Origin of the sequence: Nostoc sp., assembly GCF_036917515.1 — a bacterium.
Taxonomy (GTDB): domain Bacteria; phylum Cyanobacteriota; class Cyanobacteriia; order Cyanobacteriales; family Nostocaceae; genus Nostoc.
The window spans coordinates 1-19,154 of sequence record NZ_JBALDE010000235.1 but is presented as its reverse complement, the minus strand read 5'-3'; the positions used below and the strand labels follow the sequence as shown (position 1 = coordinate 19,154).

Below are 19,154 nucleotides of genomic sequence, written 5' to 3'. Positions count from 1 at the left end.
ACAAATGCTCTGAATGCGGTAACTAAAAAAGACATTATTGGATGGTTCACCCACTGCTGTTACTATATTGCACCCAACTGAGAACCGCTATATATTCTGCAAACATACTGTATCTATACCCAGAATGGCAAGATAAATCACATCTCAAAAAGAGGTGCGATCGCTAAGTCTTGTTTGGCAAACTATGAACCTCTCCTAATATCTTTTCACAACCGCCGAATCGCCATCTCTAAACCTTCACATACACGAGTAAGAAAATCTAAATCCAAAGTAGCGATCGCATCACTAGCTTTGTGATAATGTGGATTTCGCAAGAATGCTGTATCTGTCACCATCATTGCTGAATAACCTAAATCCCAGAAAGGTGCATGATCGCTAAGTCTGGTTTGGGGAACTATTAAACCTCGATTCGGCACGGGTAGCCATTGACTAGATACGCCAGCTTTGCGAATATTACGGCTCATCCCAATTAAGTCAAGCAATGTCCGTAAATTACCAATTAAAGCAATAAAATCACCTGTATCTGGGTAGAAGCGTTCCAGAGGAGGGGGGTAACTTTGGGAACCAGGTGTAGAATCCTTATAGCCCAGCATTTCTAAGGAGATCATCAAGCGTAGCTGTTGCTTTTGTTGATGCAACAGGGCTGCATAATCAGCACTACCCAATAAGCCGTATTCTTCCATATCGAAAGCAACCAGCCTTAAGGGATATCTGACAGGTTCAGTAGCAAACTTTCTCGCCAATTCCAGTAACACTGCTACACCTGTAGCATTATCATCAGCCGCAGCTGTTCCCGGAACGCCATCATAATGAGCACCAATTAAAATTGGTAGTAAATCCTTTTTTTGCCCTCTCGCTTGGGATAGTAAATTTAATATCAAGTTATTACAAGCTTTACCTCTGACTTCAAAGGTGTGGATTTCCACACTCCCCCATTGGGAAAATTGCTGGCGGATGTATTCTTGGACAAAAAAATGCCCAGCTGTTGCCATGTAAGGATCGCGTTCTCGCGCTATCTCACTCAGGGAAGTCTGTAATCGCTTTGTTAAATTCAAATCTTTAAAGTAGTAGCAATAATATAAGAATTTTTAGGCACTTGAAAAAGCAGAGCAAGCATCATTAAGGTGAATTTAGCAATTTGCAGATACCGTAAACAGAAGTAGGCGGATAACAAGAATTGAGGCTGCTTAGGCACACCAACCATCTCAATGCTATCCTAGTCTTGCAACTATCTCCTCTAGCTGCACTTCTTAGCTTACTGCCTTAATAATGAGTATTATACATTGAGGTGTTTTTATCTTGTAGCACAAAGCTAGAGGTAGTTCCGCCCAATCATAATAAATATATAAGACACTTTAGGAGAAGAGTAACGCATGGGCAAGGTAGTCGGCATCGACTTGGGTACAACCAACTCAGTAGTCGCCGTTATGGAGGGTGGCAAGCCGGTGGTGATTGCCAATGCAGAAGGAATGCGAACAACCCCCTCCGTAGTTGGCTTCAGCAAAGAAGGTGAAAGGGTGGTTGGGCAAATGGCACGGCGACAAACCGTCCTCAATCCCCAAAATACCTTTTTTGCAGTTAAACGCTTCATTGGGCGGAAGTATGGCGAACTTAATGCAGATTCCAAGCGTGTACCCTACACCATCCGCAAAGACGAAGTAGGTAATATTAAAATTGCCTGTCCCCGTCTTAATAAAGATTTCGCCTCAGAAGAAATTTCGGCAATGGTGCTGAAGAAATTGGCAGACGATGCTAGCCGCTATTTGGGTGAACCAGTCACAGGGGCAGTGATTACAGTACCCGCCTATTTTAACGATTCTCAGCGGCAGGCAACCCGCGATGCTGGTAGAATTGCTGGTTTAGAGGTGCTAAGAATTCTGAATGAACCGACGGCGGCATCTTTGGCTTATGGATTAGATCGGGGTGAGACAGAAACTATCTTAGTATTTGACTTGGGTGGTGGCACTTTTGACGTGTCGATTTTAGAAGTAGGCGATGGGATATTTGAAGTCAAGGCTACCAGTGGCGATACGCAACTTGGTGGAAACGACTTTGACAAAATAATAGTAGATTGGTTAGCAGAGCAATTTCTAGAAACAGAAGAGGTGGACTTAAGACGCGATCGCCAAGCTTTGCAACGTCTGATGGAAGCGGCGGAAAAAGCCAAAATTGAGCTTTCTGCTGTCAGCGTCACCGATATTAACTTACCCTTCATCACTGCCACAGAAGATGGCCCCAAACATCTCGAAACTCGTCTAACACGTTCCCAGTTTGAAGGCTTGTGTAGTGATTTGGCGGGAAGATTGCGGACACCAGTGAAACGAGCGCTCAAAGATGCTGGACTTTCACCTAGAGACATTGAAGAAGTGGTGTTAGTTGGTGGTTCTACGCGAATACCAATGGTGAAGCAGCTAGTACGCGACTTGATTGGCATAGAACCCAATGAAAATGTCAACCCCGATGAAGTCGTGGGAGTGGGTGCAGCAATTCAAGCAGGCATTCTCGCAGGTGAACTCAAAGATGTGCTGCTTTTAGATGTCACACCCTTATCTTTGGGATTGGAAACCATCGGCGGCGTGATGAAAAAACTTATTCCTCGTAATACTACCATCCCAGTACGTCGTTCTGACATTTTTTCCACGTCAGAAAATAACCAAAATACTGTGGAAATTCACGTAGTTCAGGGCGAACGGGAAATGGCAGCAAGTAACAAGTCTTTAGGACGGTTCAAGCTGTATGGTATCCCACCAGCACCACGAGGAATTCCTCAAGTTCAGGTGTCATTTGATATTGATGCTAATGGTATTTTACAGGTAACAGCCTTAGATAGAACCACTGGGCGAGAGCAGAGTATTACCATTCAAGGCGCTTCCACCTTGAACGAGTCGGAAGTGAATCGGATGATTCAAGATGCTCAAAAATATGCCGATGTTGATCGCGAACGTAAAGAGAGGATAGAAAAGCGGACTCGTTCTGAGGCATTGATTTTCCAAGCAGAACGACAACTGAGGGAAGTGGCGCTGGAATTTGGTATGCAGTTTGCCCGCAGCCGTCGCCAAAGAATTGATAATATTTGCCGACAACTAAAGGAAAGTCTTCAGGAAAATAGCGATCGCGGTATCGATCAAGCCTACGCCGACTTGCAAGATGCTCTCTATGAGCTAAATCGGGAAGTCCGCCAGACTTATGCTGAAGATGAAGACGATGACTTGTTTGGTACTATCCGTGACATCTTTACTGGCGGTGATAAAGAACGAGAACGCGAATTTCCCAGAGATACATATCGAGAACGCGACTCATATAGTAAAGACTATGGCAAAGATTACAGCAGAGACTACAGCAGAGATTATAACCGCGATAATCGTTCTTCCTCTTATGAAGGCCGTCCTCCACGTAAATCCCGCCCCAGCTACCAAGATAACTGGGATGATGAAGAAGACAATGATTGGTTGTAGTACTTTTAATAAAAGTTAGGAGTACAGACGCGATTAATCGCGTCTGTACAGGAGTTAAAAATTAAATCTTTCAACTCATAACTCCTAACTCCTAATTAATCCAAAATCTAAAATCTAAAATCTAAAATTTAAATAACTGAACTATGCAAAATTTGCCGAACTTTCGCGATTACTACGAGATTTTAGGAGTATCTAAAGATGCCTCTGGTGAAGAAATTAAAAAGGTTTATCGGCGGTTAGCAAGGCAATATCACCCCGATCTGAATCCGGGTAACAAAGAATCTGAGGAAAAATTTAAAGATATCGGCGAGGCTTATGAAGTTCTTTCCGATCCAGCCAAGCGCTCGCAGTACGACCAGTTTAGCCGCTACTGGAAGCAAAAAGGCTTTGCAGGTAACAAACAAACACCAAAGGCTAAAACTTGGCAGAGTAGCGCCAGCGATCGCAATGGCAATCAGGACGTAGATCCCAGCCAATTCTCCGATTTTGAAAGCTTTATTAATCAAGTTATCGGTGTCAAAAATAAAAGTGCAACAAATAACTCCAGTAATGGCAATACTAGCGATCCGTATCGTACCCCTAGAACAAAAGTTGCCTATACAGTTAACCCCCCACCTCGCACAACCCGGCGAGATATAGAAGCCAGATTAACGCTTCCACTAGAAAAAGCTTATCAAGGTGGTAATGAACGCATTCGTTTGGAAGATGGGCGATCGCTAGAAGTTAATATGCCTCCAGGGATGGTAACAGGTCAAACCATCCGTTTGCGGAACCAAGGCGTTGGTGGTGGCGATCTATACTTAAAAATTACCGTTGAACCTCATCGATTATTTAAGCTAGAAGGTTTAAATATCGTCTGCCAAGTACCTGTTACTCCTAGCGAGGCAGTTTTAGGAGGACAGGTAGAAGCACCTACTCTTGATGGCCCAGTGAAAATGACCACCCCTCCTGGAGTTAGGTCTGGTCAAAAATTTCGACTAGGCAATAAAGGTTATCCTAACGATGCCGGCAAACGTGGCGATCAACTAGTAGAAATTCAAATAGTTACACCGAAAAATATTAGTCAAGAAGAACGGGAGCTTTACGAAAAGTTACGGCAAATTGAAACCTTTAAACCCCGTGCTGATTTAATACGTTAAGGATGAAGTAGGGTATTAATCCATGACTGACATTAGTAATTGAGTACTTAACCTGAGTTTGAGTTAAGAGATCAAGCGATTACCCAATTGGAGGCTATAATCTCAGATTGACATAAAATAGGTCAAATCTACCTTATCTTCCAGTGCATGTCAGCAGAAATTAAATCTCGTCACTACTTTGTTGACGAAGCAGGTGATCTTACATTCTTCGATAAAAAGGGACGCATCATTGTAGGTCAACCCGGAGCATCTAAATTTTTTATGGTTGGTGTTGCTCAAATTTCTGATCCAGAACAAGTTAACTGGGAACTAAATGCACTCCGCGCAAGTTTGATGACTCATCCTCGCTTCAAAAATATTCCCTCTATGCAGCCTGAGGCGAAAAAGACTGCGATTACCTTTCACGCTAAGGACGACCATCCCGAAATTCGTGAAAAGGTTTTTGAACTGATGGAGTCTTTCGATATTAAAGTTTTAATTGCAATTCGGAGTAAAGCTGATATGGCAGAATCAGCAAAAGCAAATTTTAAGAGCTTAGGTACAAAGCTTCAGCAGAACGCAATTTATGACGATCTCATAACACGGGTGTTCAAAAATCTGTTGCATAAAGCAGATGTTATCAATATTGCTATTGCTAGACGCGGTAAGGCAGTACGCGAAGAAGCACTAGAACAAGCCATCAACCAAGCTCAGAAAAACTTTGAGTCTCAATGGAAAATTAGCTCAAATAGTTCGATTATCATTGAACCTACTTATCCATCTGAGGTTGCTGGTTTACAAGTCATCGACTATTACCTGTGGGCTATACAGCGATGCTATGAACGCGACAATGAGCAGTTTTTTCTGCCCCTTGCTAAGAAATATAGACTGATTATGGACTTGAACGATAATCGCAACAAACCTTATGGAGAGTGGTATAGCGATCGCAACCCATTAACTCTTGAAAAGCTAAAAGGGGCTAGGTCTAAGTAGAATTACTACTCGGACACACGGCATGAAGCCGACGTTCGCCCCTCTAAATACTATTGTACAGTATATAAATACAACCATTCAAGTCCTCACCTATAAAAGGTTTGGGCATGATGCCAGAATCTCATCAGCCATTTTTGCCTCTGGAGAATGGCAGAGGTTTACAATACTAGAAAAAACTTGATTGCAAGGTGACTCAAACAGCCGTGAATCAAAACGGGGCAATGCCACAAAGCAGCGAACCAACTTATTACTCCCTGCTAGGACTGCATCCCTGGGCATCGGTAATTGACATTCGTCGCGCTTATCGGCAACTGAGCAAACTCTATCATCCTGATACTACAGACTTGCCGACTGCGATCGCCACTCCCAAATTTCAGCAAATCAACGAAGCTTACGCTACCCTTAGCCATCCAGAACGCCGATTAAGCTACGATTTAAAAATTGGTTATTCCCGCTTTGGAGTGATTCAACCACCTTCTGATTTGAATCATCCCGTCTCGCGTTCTCACGACTGGTCAAAATCAGCTTACCTCGATGCGAGCGATCGCCCCTTATCATCTGGCGAAATCTTTGCTTTATTTATGCTGGTGTTAACATTTGTAGGTTGTCTATTATTAGCAGTTGCCATTGGCTTAACTCGTGGCGAGGCTGCTTTCCAAACCGATAAGCTGCAATCATCTGCATCTGTACAACAGCAGATTACCTATCTGTTGCAACTAATTACCCATCCAATTATTAAAAATTAAACAATTCCCTAATCCAAAATCTAAAATTCCTATGGTTCTTCTTCCCTCTGATACTCCCCTATATAATCATCCCCTACCACAAATTGAGCAGTGGCTAAAAGACCAAGGCTGTCAACAAGACGAAACACAAAGGCATTGCTGGCGTGTGCAGCGACCTAATTGGCAAGCTGAATTATGGCTTGATGTTGAACAAATTGTAGTGCGATATGTCCAATCTGGGGAAAATGGACAAGATATTCAACGCTCATTCAAGTATTCTCTTAGTCGGGATGATGTAGAACAAGCTGTGTTTTCTGGGCCATAAGGAAGTGCTAATGAATTAGATACATATCCTACATATCCTAAAAAAAATTGCAGTGGTAGTACTTGCTCAACTGTTCTCCACGGACTAAAAGTTTAGCCTGATGAGAGTAAGTAAAATTATCATCAATTTGAAATACACACTGATAAACCTGAGTTTTACCCAAATTGGAACCAAAAGCTATTATTCCCGGCTTGACTTCGTAGCGTCCACTCATGAGAGGAAGTAACAAACCGCATTATCAAAGGCTTCAACTGTCGTAGCTATTTATTTGGAAATACAAGTGCTGATATGCGTCTTTACAATAGTCAATGACCAATGACCAATGACTAATGACTAATGACTAATGACTAATAATTAATTTCTTTCCACCCATGCATGGATGCTATACCTTTAGTAACCCATTCGATCGCAATTGGGGGAGCTTCTGATATCAAAATCCCAGGATAAACTGCTGCACCCCAATCGGGATGAATTAACACGCGGCATTGATTTTTAATCACTGGATAGTTGAGCAAAGCTTTGACAACTGCTGTGTCGTCGTGAGGAATTGCTCCGGGATGGGAGAGTAAAGGATAGCCTGTACGAGGGTCAATCAGGTCAGTTAAATAACCGCGATCACGCAAATTAAATGCTAAATCACAGCCAAATCTCATAAACTTTTCTCGTAAGCGTTCTTTCTCTAACTCTATTTCTGCTGTTTTTTCGACTAATTGATAACGCGATTGCTGTAATACAATCACTACTCGTAAAAATGGCTGCTGCCGTTTCCAATCTGGTAATATCCGTTCGCAGTTGGCACAGATATATTGACTGGGAGCATGAATTGAAATTTGAACCGCTTGTCCTGTTTCGCCAACTAAATTAATCGGACAGGCTTGCTCCGAAGTGTAAACTTTGGGATAGTTCACTAAATTGATTCGGCTTATACAAGTTTTTTAATTTAATCTACGGTATAGATGATACCTCTTAAAAGTTAAGAAAAATCATCATTTTCCTATAATATGTTACTTTTTTTTAGAAGTAGTTACTAATAATTTGATAATTTTAATCCGAATTTTATCCTTTATTAACCTGTTCTGATGGTATTTGCTGCGATCGCTCTAGGCATTGGCAGAGATACAGCGTGTAGTAGACAAGCGATGCTTATGGCAGGCTACGTCTACGCTCCTGAAATATGTTCGCTCAAAATCCCAAAAAATGACCTCCATCTTAGACGATTTATAGTCAAAACCAAAATGTCTAACTGTCAGCAAAGCTGGATTAAACAGGCATCTGGTAAAGCAAAGCGCGTCAAAGTTTCGCTCAAAAGACAAAGGTAATCTTGTCTGCTTAGAAAAAGTTAAACTTTTAGCCTACTTTCTATAGCACCCAATTAATTGAGTTTTAAAGAATTCACTGGCACTTCATCCCAAGAATCGACTGTTCGCAATCGCGCTACCCAACCTGCTGCCTTTTGCCTCTCGGTCAAATTATTCTCAAAAGAATCATGACAATCTTTAGCTTGAGATTCATTACAAGTGGCAATACAGGCATGAATCATTCCAGACGGATCAATTTGCTCATTTACCCAAATAGTCATGGAATATTCCCTCTAAAACTTTAGCGAAAAAAGCTATTTGTCATTTTAGAACACTATTAGAGTCGAAAATTGTAGAGCAAAATCTGTAATAAGTAGTGAACTAATCTCAATTACCGATTACCAATTTACATTACCTAGTTCTGCTTCATCTGCTAGGCACAGCACTAATTACATTATCAAGGTGATAAAGCTGTAGTACCTCTAGCACCACCTTGTTTTGCTGATTATTTATCTTTGCCCAAAAGCTGACACGTTTGAGAATCAGTGCCACCACTAACAAGGAGAACCCCAGCAGAGGCGAGATGACCATGCCATCTGCTGTAAACAGATTGCTAATTTCCATCTACCCTTTTTTAACTTTTCAACAGCGCTAGGTTAATAGATCATTGTTTGAGCAAAGTTGAGATAATTTCTCAAAAGGAATTGCTCTGCAAGTTTTAAAGTGTTAGCAGCAAGTGCGGCTTGCCCAAGCCCCATAGATGTTTGACAGTAATTATCAAATTTATAAGGTATAATTAATTTAAGATAAAAGTCTTGCTGCCCTTTAATAGGAGTCGTAACAGCGAGTATGCTCGTTGCCCCATTACAGGGGTCGTAACAACGAGAAGTATCTAAGTAAGCTATTCAACACGGGACACAATAATGCAGACAAACGCTAAACAAATACTTAACAAAGGTTTAACTAATGCCCAAGTTTCACCACGAGAAGAAATCGTATTGCTTGCACTTTACAACAAAGAACTTTATGGTCTGCAAATTCCGCAGGCTATGGAAGAGGCTAGCGGCGGTAACACTAAGATGGGGATTGGCACACTTTACCCTGTTCTCCATTCTCTGGAAAAGAAAGGGCTTGTCGAATCCCGTTGGGGAGATGAAGGGCGTGAAGAACGAGGTGGAGCAAGACGACGCTATTACAAACTCACAGGTAGCGGCGTTGCGACTCTCGAAGCCGTCCAATCTTTCCGCTCTAACCTACTTACTTGGCAGCCCAGTTAGTGGAACAGCAGGCACAGAAATAGAAGATAACGATTGGGAATTTACTATAAAAGAAATTCAGCTCAAGACACAACACTTGCAGACCATAACATCTTTAAAATCAGAGGAAGTTATCCAAGTTGTGGAAGAGTTGATAATTCAGAAAGTGGTGAACGATTTAGAAGACTCAGTAGAAAATCTAGAAAAGCTCTCTAAGTTAAAGAAGAGATTACGCAAGTATAAAAAATCTGATCCTGCTGAAACTTGGGCTAGTAGGTGGATAGCTTCCCCAATTGCTTACCTCTTCCCCCCAGAACGACGTGAAGAATGGCTAGGGGATTTGTACGAAGTGAATTGGGAGATGCTGCATAAAGACTATCCTCGCTGGGTAGTTAATCTTAACAATGTTTGGAAAACTGTAATCCTGGTAATTTCTGCTTTAAAAATCAGGCTGTCAGATTTCTTTTCACTAGGTAAAGTCAAGAGCAAGTAGAGGAAAATACATTCTCAAGGATGGCGTAGAGTAATTTACCACTACGCCATTTCCCTTTTATCTATTTTGTTCTCTTGGAGATGTCCCTCACGGTGCATCACAGGTTATTGAGAATTTCTTTTTAGTAGTAACTTTAACAAATGTTAAGGAGTTCAGATTATTCCTACACCAGAACAAAAAACACAGTGCTACATATTGTGCTGCTGGTTTACTAAGCTTTACTTGCCTATTACAGCAATCATCTACGTTGTATAATAAGGTACGAATTTTTAAGGAAGAAATTTCGGCTTGTTCCTAGACGATAGGAGGGTAAGTGCACTACTTAATTAGCTGTCGTAAATAATCTTCCACAACTCGGAATGCTTCAGGACTTTTACCATTACTCGGATTACTTCTTAAAAATACTTTTTTCTCTTTATTGTCTATACATACTGAAATAGAATAAGGATAGTACCTTTGATTAGTCGCTACACCATACTCTGCTGCTAAATTCATAAAGCCACTTGATTGAATCAGTTTTTTAAGTTGATTCAACTGATAGTTAGTAAGTTTTTTGTTTTTTATATGAGTTGTGACTTGACTAGGTATTGCAGATATGGAATTTTTGTATGATTCGATTCTCTCACTCCAAATTAGTGACAACTTTTTAACTGTAATTGAAACAGTAGGTGCAGAATATTTGACTACAAAACCTTCGGCTTGGTTCTCACACTCAGTCTCAGGTAAACTTTTGCTAATCATAAAAACAGTGGGAATAGAATCAAAACTTTGCACAACTAATGTCTGTGCTATATAGAAGTAAAAAATGATTGTTAGGGGAAATAAGAAGAATTTCATATCGATAATATAATAAGCAAAAAAGTCCTATATAGAGCGTATTCGCAGCAGTTCTGAGCTACGAGATGGAGCAGTTTAACCCTACATTGCAGTTACAGCAGCTTTTGGGCTATCCTCAGTTTGGCCGATCGCGATCGCGGATTCTGACTAATTTCCTCTTCTTGAGCAATAATTGGCTTTTTTGTCAAGACTTTTAATAAAGGTGAATTTCTTAAACCATGCTTCACCGGACGGTCTTCTAAACTGTGGAAACTGATAATCGCAATTCTACCGCCAGGGACAAGGGCATTTGGTGCTTTATCTAAAAAGGTTTCTAGAGATTTTAACTCATCGTTGACGACAATTCGCAGAGCTTGAAAAACACGGGTAGCCGGGTGAATTCTGCCATAACGGTATTTCGGGGGAACTGAAGAAGCGATCGCATCAGCCAATTCTGTAGTCGTATGCAACGGTCGCCGTTCAACAATGCGTCTTGCAATGCGCCGCGATAATCTTTCCTCACCGTACTTAAAGAAAATATCTGCTAATTCCGCTTCATCCCAATTATTAATTACATCAGCAGCAGTTAGCGATCGCCCCCGATCCATTCGCATATCCAAATTTGCAGCTTGGCGAAAGCTAAAACCTCTTTCTGCTTGGTCTAAATGGTAAGAACTTACCCCCAAATCGGCTAAAATACCATCGAAAGTGTTAGGGGGAAACTCGTAGTCAGCAAAATTGCGATGAATAAATTGTACGCGATCGCTAAACTCTGCTAATTCTTTCCTCGCTGCTGCTAAAGCCTCCTCATCTTGGTCAATTGCCGTTAATTGTACATCTGGTGCAGCTGCTAAAATCAAACGGCTGTGACCTCCACCGCCTACCGTCGTATCAAGATAATGACCTCCTGGAGATACCGCTAGACCTGCAATTACTTCCTGCGGTAACACTGGGAGATGAGAAAATATCGGTTCTTCAATAGCTAGCTGACGATTCATGAGACTTAGGGCAAAAAACCACAGATGAACTTTAATTATGTATTCTTTTGTTTATGTCTTTGTGGTTCCTAGCTAAAAAATAGTTTTTAAACCACTAAGACACAAAAGAAAATATCATAAACTCAACACTCAGCGTCAGCTTTGAATGTTGAGCTTTAAGCATCTGTAGTGCTATTTTTTACCTTTCTTTTGGTAAATCATCGAATTTGGTATCCTTTTTAATTTTTTCTCCATATTTAAATGGTTATTTAAAATAAAAATGAATACATTACCGGGCAATTCATTTTCTTGTAGCAAGCTGTTCACGAGTTTTGAGTTATCAGCTTCATGGCTACCTTCTAACCAACTGAATTCTCGCTTCACAGCTAGAATATAAAGTGGTTTATCAGGAAAATATTGTAAATTTTTTTGAACTAAATAAACAGTTATTATATGCGGATAATGAGATAACTGCTGACGAAGCTTGTTTAGCTCTGTATCTGAGATATTATGAGATTCAAATTTATCATTTTCTCTCACATTGGAACGCTCTTGCTGTGCTTTCAAAATTAATTCATGATAATTTTCGGCACGTTCTTGATAAGATTTTGCTTCATGAATTTTTCCTTGTTTTTGAAGAAAATAGCAAATTGTCTGACAACCTTCTATGACTATACTTGAGTCTTGCTCTATTGCTCTTTCAATGTATTCTATTCCGGTTTTATCCTGTTTATTTAATAATATTTGACCTAGTAAATAATTAGCTGAGGTGTGGTGAGCATCACGATGAATAATTTCTTGTAATAGTGGTATAACCGCTTCTTCACCATCAAACTCAAATGTTAAAAAGGCTCGTTGACTAGCTTCATCTAAAGTTAGCTGTTGTGTTTTTGCTTTTTGATTTAAATCTTTTAATGTAGCTATTGATTCTTGAAAATCAACATATTTTTGTCGCCAAGGTGTTGCTATTTCTTCTCGCCAAGCTTGACTAAAATGTGTGATAAAATTTTCTAACCTATTTCCCAATATTTTTTGAGCAGCACTGATTTCAATTGGTGCAAATATAGCTAATTCCTGCTGAGGATTGAAGATGTATCCCAAGGCTTTTAGTCTATCTGTCAGGCAAGGATGAGTATCAGCATTATTAGTTTTTTCTGTTAAAGCTTCCATTAAATAACTACTTGTTATTTCCTGATGAAGTCTCTGACTTAAAGCCTGTTGCATAGCCATATAAGTCATTTTTGGTGGTTCGATTTCTGTTTCAACTTGTCTATAGATGCTAGACCAAAAATATCTTTCTAGAAATCTAGCTTTGACCTCCACATTTATCAAAGCTTCAGCAGCATTTTGTTCCCCCGTTAGCTCAACGGCACATCTATCTGCTTCATATTCATCCATCCGTGCTAACACAAAAGAATAGGCATTAAAAAACGGGCTGTACCATGTCAAAAACCGCTCAAAGATTGACAATGATACTTCATTTCCACCTTGTCGTAGTCCTTTAATGATGCGATACCAAGTTTCACGTTGGCGATAAATCCAACCACTAAAACGGCTGTGATTTCCTGATAAATGTCCTAGTTCATGGGCTAAGACAGCACAAAATTGTTCGGGTGGCAGTGCTAGCATCAGCGGTAGACCGACAATTAAGTAATTTTGCTGCCATCCCAGTAAACCTAAGCGTGGTCTTTGAACAACCCCTGCATTAAAATCGTTGGTCAGCAAAATGTGGTGAAACCGTGGAGCTTGTAGCTTCGATGAGATTTCGTTAATTAAAGAATAGAGATTGGGTACATCCTGAGATTGTAGTGGTAAACCTGTAGGCGGGGGAAAAGAAACCCAAAGCGATCGCACTAACACCAATGCAAATGCCAACAAAAACAGAACACCTTTCACAGATGAAGCATGAATTGAATGAGCGTTAAGCATCAAAAAGATAATACCTACCAGCAGAGTCAACGTTACAGCTAGAACCAAAAATATATATGCGTAGCCCAAAGTAGCCAAAAAAGCAACGTGCAATTTATAAAGATGCGGTTGTTTGTTAGCAAAAACTTCTAACTTCTGAATTAGCTTATCAAAACGCTCTTGATTGAAAGTCATAGATGTGTATCAGCATCATAAAACTGTAATATAACTGACACAATATCTTTATAGCTTACGTAAAAACTCAGAAATCATTGTCTCTTTATTTGAGCACAATCAGGTGAAAAAAATCCGATGCCTCAATTAAGTGGATATCGAGCTTCCATATAATAGTTGAAGAAGTGCAACAAACTGAAACATTCTGGTTGACATCTTGGCGGTTCAATTCAAAATTTTGCCTTCGGCACGCTACACGAACACAACAGGAGAACACAAAATCTATGACCAGACTAGAAACCCGCACTGAACCGATGGTGCTAAATATGGGGCCACACCACCCCTCAATGCACGGGGTTCTGCGGTTAATTGTCACCTTGGATGGCGAGGATGTCGTTGACTGTGAACCAGTTATCGGCTATTTACACCGGGGAATGGAAAAAATTGCTGAGAACCGCACTAATGTAATGTACGTTCCTTACGTTAGTCGGTGGGACTACGCTGCGGGAATGTTCAACGAAGCCGTCACTGTTAACGCCCCAGAAAAACTTGCAGGTGTCGCTGTTCCCAAACGTGCTAGCTACATCCGCGTCATCATGCTGGAGTTGAACCGCATCGCTAACCACTTGCTATGGTTTGGCCCTTTCCTCGCTGACGTAGGCGCACAAACTCCCTTTTTCTACCAGTTCCGGGAACGGGAGATGATTTATGATTTGTGGGAAGCCGCCACAGGTTATCGGATGGTAAATAACAATTACTTCCGTGTTGGTGGGGTAGCAGCCGATTTACCTTACGGTTGGATAGATAAGTGTCTGGAATTCTGCGACTACTTAATACCCAAAGTTGATGAGTACGAACGCTTAGTAACCGATAACCCTATCTTCCGGCGACGTGTTGAGGGTATTGGGACTGTCACCCGTGAAGAAGCAATTAACTGGGGACTTTCTGGCCCAATGTTACGCGCATCTGGCGTGAAATGGGATTTGCGGAAAGTTGACCATTACGAATGTTACGACGATTTCGACTGGGATGTACAGTGGGAAACCGCCGGTGATTGCTTTGCGCGTTACGTGGTGCGGATGCGGGAAATGCGCGAATCTGTAAAGATTATTCGCCAAGCAATTAAAGGACTTCCTGGCGGCCCTTACGAAAATCTGGAAGCCAAGCGTTTAGCCGCAGGTAAAAAATCTGAGTGGGATGGATTTGATTATCAATTCATTGGTAAAAAAGTTTCCCCCACTTTTAAGATGCCTAAGGGTGAAATTTATGCTCGTGTAGAAAGTGGCAAAGGTGAATTGGGAATTTATTTGGTTGGCGAGGATAATGTCTTCCCTGCACGTTGGAAGATTCGTGCCGCAGATTTTAACAACCTTCAGATTGTCCCCCATTTACTGCGGGGCATGAAGGTTGCAGATATCGTGGTGATTCTTGGCAGTGTTGACGTAATTATGGGATCTGTAGATAGGTAGTAAATATCTATCTAACTAAATACTTTTTTAGAGCAGTTGTATTACGTGCAACTGCTCTATTTTTTTAGTATTGGGTAAAACTACTGACTATATTACAATACGCTTGGGTTAAAGCAGGAGACGCGATAAATCGCCGTCTCTACAATAATCAGTCCTTCGTAGAACCACTCCTTCTCTAGCTATAAATATTTTTTACTTATATAACAGATGTATAAAATATTTATAGAGTTTTAAATAATGCCCCGCATTTTTGACAATATTGATTTACAATTGTTACCGATTTTACGAGAAACCCTCAAAATCTCTTATCGAGCAGATTTTTGCGTTGGCTACTTCAACCTTAGAGGTTGGCGAAGAATTGATGATTTAATTGAACAGTATGTTGGTAGTGAAAATGCTTGTTGCCGTTTGCTAATTGGGATGCAAAGTTTGCCTAGTGATGAAGTTCATGCGGCATTTAGTCTTGTTAGTAGTGATGGACGGATTGACAACAGTAGCATTGTGCGGTTTAAAAAACGTATGGCGGCAGAATTTCGCCAGCAGTTGACTATCGGTGCGCCGACTAATCAAGATGAAGCGGGGTTGCGGCGTTTAAGTCATCAGCTAAAAACTCAGAAACTAATTATTAAACTGTTTTTACGCCATTCTCTCCACGCCAAGTTATATCTTGTGCATCGGCATGACCCTAATACTCCAACTGTGGGATTCTTAGGTAGTAGTAATTTAACCCTTCCCGGACTGGCGAAACAAGGGGAGTTGAATGTTGATATTTTAGACCACGATGCTTGTAATAAACTGCAAAAGTGGTTTAGCGATCGCTGGCAAGATTACGGTTGTGTAGATATTTCCCCAGAATTGGCAGAAATTATCGATCAAAGCTGGGCAAGAGAAAAATTAATCTCACCTTACTACATCTACCTGAAGATAGCTTACCACTTATCCCATGAAGCGATCGCTGGACTTTCAGAATTTCGTATCCCTCGCGAATTTAATAACTTATTTGATTTCCAAAAAGCCGCCGTACAGCTAGCAGCACGTCATGTAACAAGGCGTGGCGGCGTATTAGTGGGTGATGTGGTTGGTTTGGGCAAAACTTTAGTTGGAACCGCCTTGGCCAAGATATTACAAGAAGATTGCTTTTTAGAAACACTAATTATTTGTCCGAAAAACTTGGTGCCAATGTGGCAAGAATATGTAAATAATTATCGGTTACTTGCTGAAGTTATGCCAATTAGTCAAGTACAAAATAAATTACCAAAACTCCGCCGTTACCGAGTTGTATTGATTGATGAAAGTCATAATTTACGTAACCGCGAAGGCAAACGTTATCGAGCAATTACAGAATATATTGCTGCCAATGAAAGTAAATGTATTTTATTATCAGCTACTCCTTACAATAAAAGTTATCTTGACCTTTCTGCTCAACTGCGGCTATTTGTACCAGAAGACCAAGATTTGGGATTAAGACCAGAAGCTTTAATTAATGAACTTGGTGGCAGTTCTCTGGGAGAATTAGAATTTATTAAAAAACATCAATGTTCTGTACGTTCTTTAGCAGCTTTTGAGAAAAGCGAACACCCTGATGACTGGCGAGAATTGATGAAGCGTTACATGGTGCGACGCACTCACTCTTTTATTAAAGATAATTATGCCCAAACAGATGAAACTGGGCGGAAATATTTAGAATTTGCTGATGGAAGACGTTCTTATTTTCCTCAGCGTTTACCTCGTAGTCTTAAGTTTCCTTTAGAAGCTTCTAACACAGACTTTTATGCTCGTCTTTACTCTGAATCGGTAGTAGAAGTTATTAATCACCTTAACTTACCTCGTTATGGGCTAGGAAATTATGTTATTACCAAACACAAACAGCCGCCTACAGACACAGAGCAACGCTTTATTAATAGCTTATTTCGTGGTGGTAGGAGGTTAATGGGCTTTTCTCGCACTAATTTATTTAAACGTTTGGAAAGTAGTGGTGTTGCTTTTATTCAATCAATTGAGCGCCACATTTTACGGAACTTTATCTATTTATATGCTTTAGAACAGGGACTTAATATTCCGATTGGAACTCAAGAGGCTGAGTTATTAGATACAAGTAATAATGATGAAGATGCCGATTCTGTGGTAGCAACCTTGTTTGATACAGAAACCGAAGAAGATGATTCTACTACTTTGCTGCAAGTGAAAAGAGAAGAAGTAACTTATTTTGATAACAAGGATGAGAAAGCATCTAAAACAGAAAAAGTTTTTCGTCAAAGAGCAGAATTAATTTACCAAGAATATACAACTCGATATCAACGACGATTTAAGTGGTTGCGTTCTACACTTTTTGATATTAAAAAACTGAAACGAGATTTGTTAGAAGATGCCAAAGCACTGATTAATGTGCTGCAACAGTGTGGTGAGTGGAATCCTCAAAAAGATGAAAAACTTGCTGCTTTAATTAAACTGCTCACAAAAACTCACCCCCAAGATAAAGTACTAATTTTCACCCAATTTGCTGATACAGTTCGTTACCTTGAAGATAATTTACAGTCAAGTCATATTATTAATGTCGCTGGGGTGACAGGTCAATCTAAAGACCCGACATTAATGACGGGAAGATTTAGTCCTGTGAGTAATGGAAAACGCGAGCAAATTTCATCATCAGATGAGTTACGGATTTTAATCGCCACCGATGTTTTGAGTGAAGGTCATAATTTGCAAGACTGTGCAATTATCGTCAATTGGGATTTACCTTGGGCGATTATTCGCTTAATTCAACGCGCCGGAAGAGTAGACCGTATTGGACAAAATGCTGATTGTCATACAAGAAGTGGCGAATCGCCTAAATCTCTCAGTGAGTGCAGTGAAGGGGCGTTTACATAAAGCTCGACACCAACTCAGAGAAAAATTATCGCCCTTTCATGAGCAAATTCAATCAACTTCACTTCAGGAGATTAAAACTATGACTAGTAAAACTTCTGCTCAAACCAAGCCTAAGCATTGCTGTTCATTCTGTGGCAAAAGCCAGGAACAGGTTGACCTTCTGATTGCAGGTCCAAGTGTATTCATCTGCAATGAGTGTGTTGATATTTGTAATCGAATTATCAGCAAAGAAATTCCCCCACTAACTCAAGAGCAAGTAGAGAAATTGCTGAATTTGACTGAGGAGGAAATAGAAGAAGGGCAGAAATCCGCTGAGTCCTGCAAGAGAAAATAGAAAAAGTGCAGAATTTGAGTTCTGGTGTCTCCTCCCACACCTTCCACACCCACTCTAAACAAAGGTTTCAGCTTTTCTTAGTGCCATTCGGTTAGGTCTGTATTGCACTCAACTCACAAGCCCTATACTAGGTTGGGTTGAGGCTTTGCAAAACCCAACAAAGCTTTGATATATCTTGGGTTTCATTCCTCAATACAACCTACATCTTACGTAAAATACTGAAATAAGAAAGCAAACTGGGGTTTGAATAAGTAAAAGCTGATTTGACTTGCGGAAAACACCAAAATGAGAAAGTAAAAGCTTCTTTTGAATAAGTAAAAGCTGCTTTTGCTTGCGGAAAACACCAAAATGAGAAAGTAAAAGCTTCTTTTGAGTAAGTCAAAGCTGCTTTTGCTTGCGGAAAACACCAAAATGAGAAAGCAAAAGCTTCTTTTGAGTAAGTCAAAGCTTCTTTTGAGAAAGCATTTCAGTATTTTGAGAAAGCAAACGGGCATTTTTATAAAGCAATTAGCTACTTTGATAAAGTAATCAGCAAATATACTTGACAATTAAAAATGACAACTGCACAAATTAAGCCGATGCTCAGATAAATGGATAACTTTTTCGGTAGTATCGCTGAACCTTAACTAAGCATAAAGGATTTATAAAATATAAGAGTATTTTAGATTTGCTGAACAGTATAAAAATCAGGTTCCTATAATTAATGGTAAACGCCACGGAAAAGATGTTAATTTTTACAAACTGTTTTTAGAACAATGTTTTAATCTTTTACGTCATGGTGGTGGATGTGGCATCGTTATACCAAGTGGTATTTATACTGATTTAGGAGCTAATAAGCTTCGAAAAATGCTATTTATAGCAACCGCCAGGTTGGTTAGGACACTAAACTCAGAACATACTCCATTGCCGCTCGCAAGGTAGGGAAGTACTCCAGTTGCTTGCGGA

The 19,154-nt window shown here is 40.3% G+C and carries 19 protein-coding genes and 2 pseudogenes; 13 read left to right on the top strand and 8 right to left on the bottom strand.

Going from position 1 to position 19,154, the window contains the following annotated elements; all coding sequences use genetic code 11:
* Positions 1-206 precede the first annotated feature (206 nt).
* Entirely contained in the window at positions 207-1,055 is an 849-nt protein-coding gene (locus V7K89_RS30780) for a M28 family peptidase (RefSeq protein ID WP_335194110.1), read from the bottom strand.
* 318 nt (positions 1,056-1,373) lie between these two features.
* Between V7K89_RS30780 and dnaK the strand changes: the two genes are divergently transcribed.
* The 5 genes from dnaK to V7K89_RS30755 all read left to right on the top strand — a co-directional run bounded on the left by dnaK (position 1,374) and on the right by V7K89_RS30755 (position 6,616).
* Positions 1,374-3,455: a molecular chaperone DnaK gene (gene dnaK, locus V7K89_RS30775; RefSeq protein WP_335194108.1), complete on the top strand. Its 2,082-nt coding sequence runs from the start codon at positions 1,374-1,376 to the stop codon at positions 3,453-3,455.
* Positions 3,456-3,598: 143 nt separating this feature from the next.
* Positions 3,599-4,594 (top strand): DnaJ C-terminal domain-containing protein, encoded by a 996-nt coding sequence (locus tag V7K89_RS30770; RefSeq protein ID WP_335194107.1) that lies wholly within the window; start codon positions 3,599-3,601, stop codon positions 4,592-4,594.
* 147 nt (positions 4,595-4,741) lie between these two features.
* A complete protein-coding gene (locus V7K89_RS30765) occupies positions 4,742-5,566 on the top strand; it encodes a DUF3800 domain-containing protein (protein ID WP_335194105.1) in 825 nt (274 codons plus the stop codon).
* A 221-nt stretch (positions 5,567-5,787) separates the two neighbouring features.
* Positions 5,788-6,312 carry a J domain-containing protein gene (locus tag V7K89_RS30760; RefSeq protein ID WP_335194112.1) on the top strand — a complete coding sequence of 175 codons (525 nt, stop codon included), beginning with the start codon at positions 5,788-5,790 and terminating at the stop codon, positions 6,310-6,312.
* Between the two features lie 31 nt (positions 6,313-6,343).
* Positions 6,344-6,616 carry a DUF3143 domain-containing protein gene (locus tag V7K89_RS30755; RefSeq protein ID WP_335194103.1) on the top strand — a complete coding sequence of 91 codons (273 nt, stop codon included), beginning with the start codon at positions 6,344-6,346 and terminating at the stop codon, positions 6,614-6,616.
* A gap of 347 nt (positions 6,617-6,963) precedes the next feature.
* Here V7K89_RS30755 and V7K89_RS30750 read toward each other — a convergent pair whose 3' ends face one another.
* A complete protein-coding gene (locus tag V7K89_RS30750) occupies positions 6,964-7,524 on the bottom strand; it encodes a methylmalonic aciduria and homocystinuria type D protein (RefSeq protein ID WP_335194101.1) in 561 nt (186 codons plus the stop codon).
* A 171-nt stretch (positions 7,525-7,695) separates the two neighbouring features.
* On the opposite strand from V7K89_RS30750, the gene V7K89_RS30745 reads away from it, so the two are divergent.
* A complete protein-coding gene (locus V7K89_RS30745) occupies positions 7,696-7,935 on the top strand; it encodes a hypothetical protein (RefSeq protein WP_335194099.1) in 240 nt (79 codons plus the stop codon).
* Positions 7,936-7,988: 53 nt separating this feature from the next.
* Here the strand turns inward: V7K89_RS30745 and V7K89_RS30740 are convergent, their stop codons facing one another.
* Both V7K89_RS30740 and V7K89_RS30735 read right to left on the bottom strand, forming a co-directional pair.
* A complete protein-coding gene (locus tag V7K89_RS30740) occupies positions 7,989-8,195 on the bottom strand; it encodes a glycogen debranching protein (protein WP_104909440.1) in 207 nt (68 codons plus the stop codon).
* A gap of 145 nt (positions 8,196-8,340) precedes the next feature.
* Positions 8,341-8,538: a hypothetical protein gene (locus tag V7K89_RS30735; RefSeq protein WP_335194097.1), complete on the bottom strand. Its 198-nt coding sequence runs from the start codon at positions 8,536-8,538 to the stop codon at positions 8,341-8,343.
* A 299-nt stretch (positions 8,539-8,837) separates the two neighbouring features.
* Here V7K89_RS30735 and V7K89_RS30730 point away from each other — a divergent pair, with 299 nt between their 5' ends.
* The 3 genes from V7K89_RS30730 to V7K89_RS36190 all read left to right on the top strand — a co-directional run bounded on the left by V7K89_RS30730 (position 8,838) and on the right by V7K89_RS36190 (position 9,918).
* A complete protein-coding gene (locus V7K89_RS30730; RefSeq protein ID WP_335194095.1) occupies positions 8,838-9,191 on the top strand; it encodes a PadR family transcriptional regulator in 354 nt (117 codons plus the stop codon).
* Complete coding sequence (locus V7K89_RS30725) at positions 9,130-9,663, top strand: hypothetical protein (protein WP_335194093.1); 534 nt, start codon at positions 9,130-9,132, stop codon at positions 9,661-9,663. The genes V7K89_RS30730 and V7K89_RS30725 overlap by 62 nt, the downstream gene beginning before the upstream one ends.
* Positions 9,664-9,819: 156 nt before the next feature.
* Complete coding sequence (locus V7K89_RS36190) at positions 9,820-9,918, top strand: DUF6888 family protein (RefSeq protein WP_442941806.1); 99 nt, start codon at positions 9,820-9,822, stop codon at positions 9,916-9,918.
* A 63-nt stretch (positions 9,919-9,981) separates the two neighbouring features.
* Here the strand turns inward: V7K89_RS36190 and V7K89_RS30720 are convergent, their stop codons facing one another.
* The 3 genes from V7K89_RS30720 to V7K89_RS30710 form a co-directional block, all read right to left on the bottom strand.
* Positions 9,982-10,437 (bottom strand): hypothetical protein, encoded by a 456-nt coding sequence (locus V7K89_RS30720; RefSeq protein ID WP_335194091.1) that lies wholly within the window; start codon positions 10,435-10,437, stop codon positions 9,982-9,984.
* 155 nt (positions 10,438-10,592) lie between these two features.
* Positions 10,593-11,477, bottom strand: coding sequence for a 16S rRNA (cytosine(1402)-N(4))-methyltransferase RsmH (gene rsmH / locus V7K89_RS30715; RefSeq protein ID WP_335194089.1), 885 nt, complete (start codon positions 11,475-11,477; stop codon positions 10,593-10,595).
* A 171-nt stretch (positions 11,478-11,648) separates the two neighbouring features.
* The gene (locus tag V7K89_RS30710) at positions 11,649-13,559 is read right to left on the bottom strand and encodes a M48 family metalloprotease (RefSeq protein WP_335194087.1); all 1,911 of its coding nucleotides are present in this window, start codon (positions 13,557-13,559) and stop codon (positions 11,649-11,651) included.
* Positions 13,560-13,822: 263 nt separating this feature from the next.
* Here V7K89_RS30710 and V7K89_RS30705 point away from each other — a divergent pair, with 263 nt between their 5' ends.
* The 3 genes and pseudogenes from V7K89_RS30705 to V7K89_RS30695 all read left to right on the top strand — a co-directional run.
* Entirely contained in the window at positions 13,823-15,007 is a 1,185-nt protein-coding gene (locus V7K89_RS30705) for an NAD(P)H-quinone oxidoreductase subunit H (protein ID WP_335194085.1), read from the top strand.
* A 237-nt stretch (positions 15,008-15,244) separates the two neighbouring features.
* Positions 15,245-17,809: pseudogene (locus V7K89_RS30700) on the top strand (helicase-related protein); the annotation flags it as partial.
* 145 nt (positions 17,810-17,954) lie between these two features.
* Positions 17,955-18,110, top strand: a pseudogene (locus tag V7K89_RS30695) (ClpX C4-type zinc finger protein); the annotation flags it as partial.
* 298 nt (positions 18,111-18,408) lie between these two features.
* On the opposite strand, the gene V7K89_RS30690 reads toward V7K89_RS30695, so the two are convergent.
* The gene (locus V7K89_RS30690; RefSeq protein WP_335194081.1) at positions 18,409-18,654 is read right to left on the bottom strand and encodes a hypothetical protein; all 246 of its coding nucleotides are present in this window, start codon (positions 18,652-18,654) and stop codon (positions 18,409-18,411) included.
* 251 nt (positions 18,655-18,905) lie between these two features.
* Here V7K89_RS30690 and V7K89_RS36185 point away from each other — a divergent pair, with 251 nt between their 5' ends.
* Positions 18,906-19,130 (top strand): Eco57I restriction-modification methylase domain-containing protein, encoded by a 225-nt coding sequence (locus V7K89_RS36185; protein ID WP_442941805.1) that lies wholly within the window; start codon positions 18,906-18,908, stop codon positions 19,128-19,130.
* Positions 19,131-19,154 lie beyond the last annotated feature (24 nt).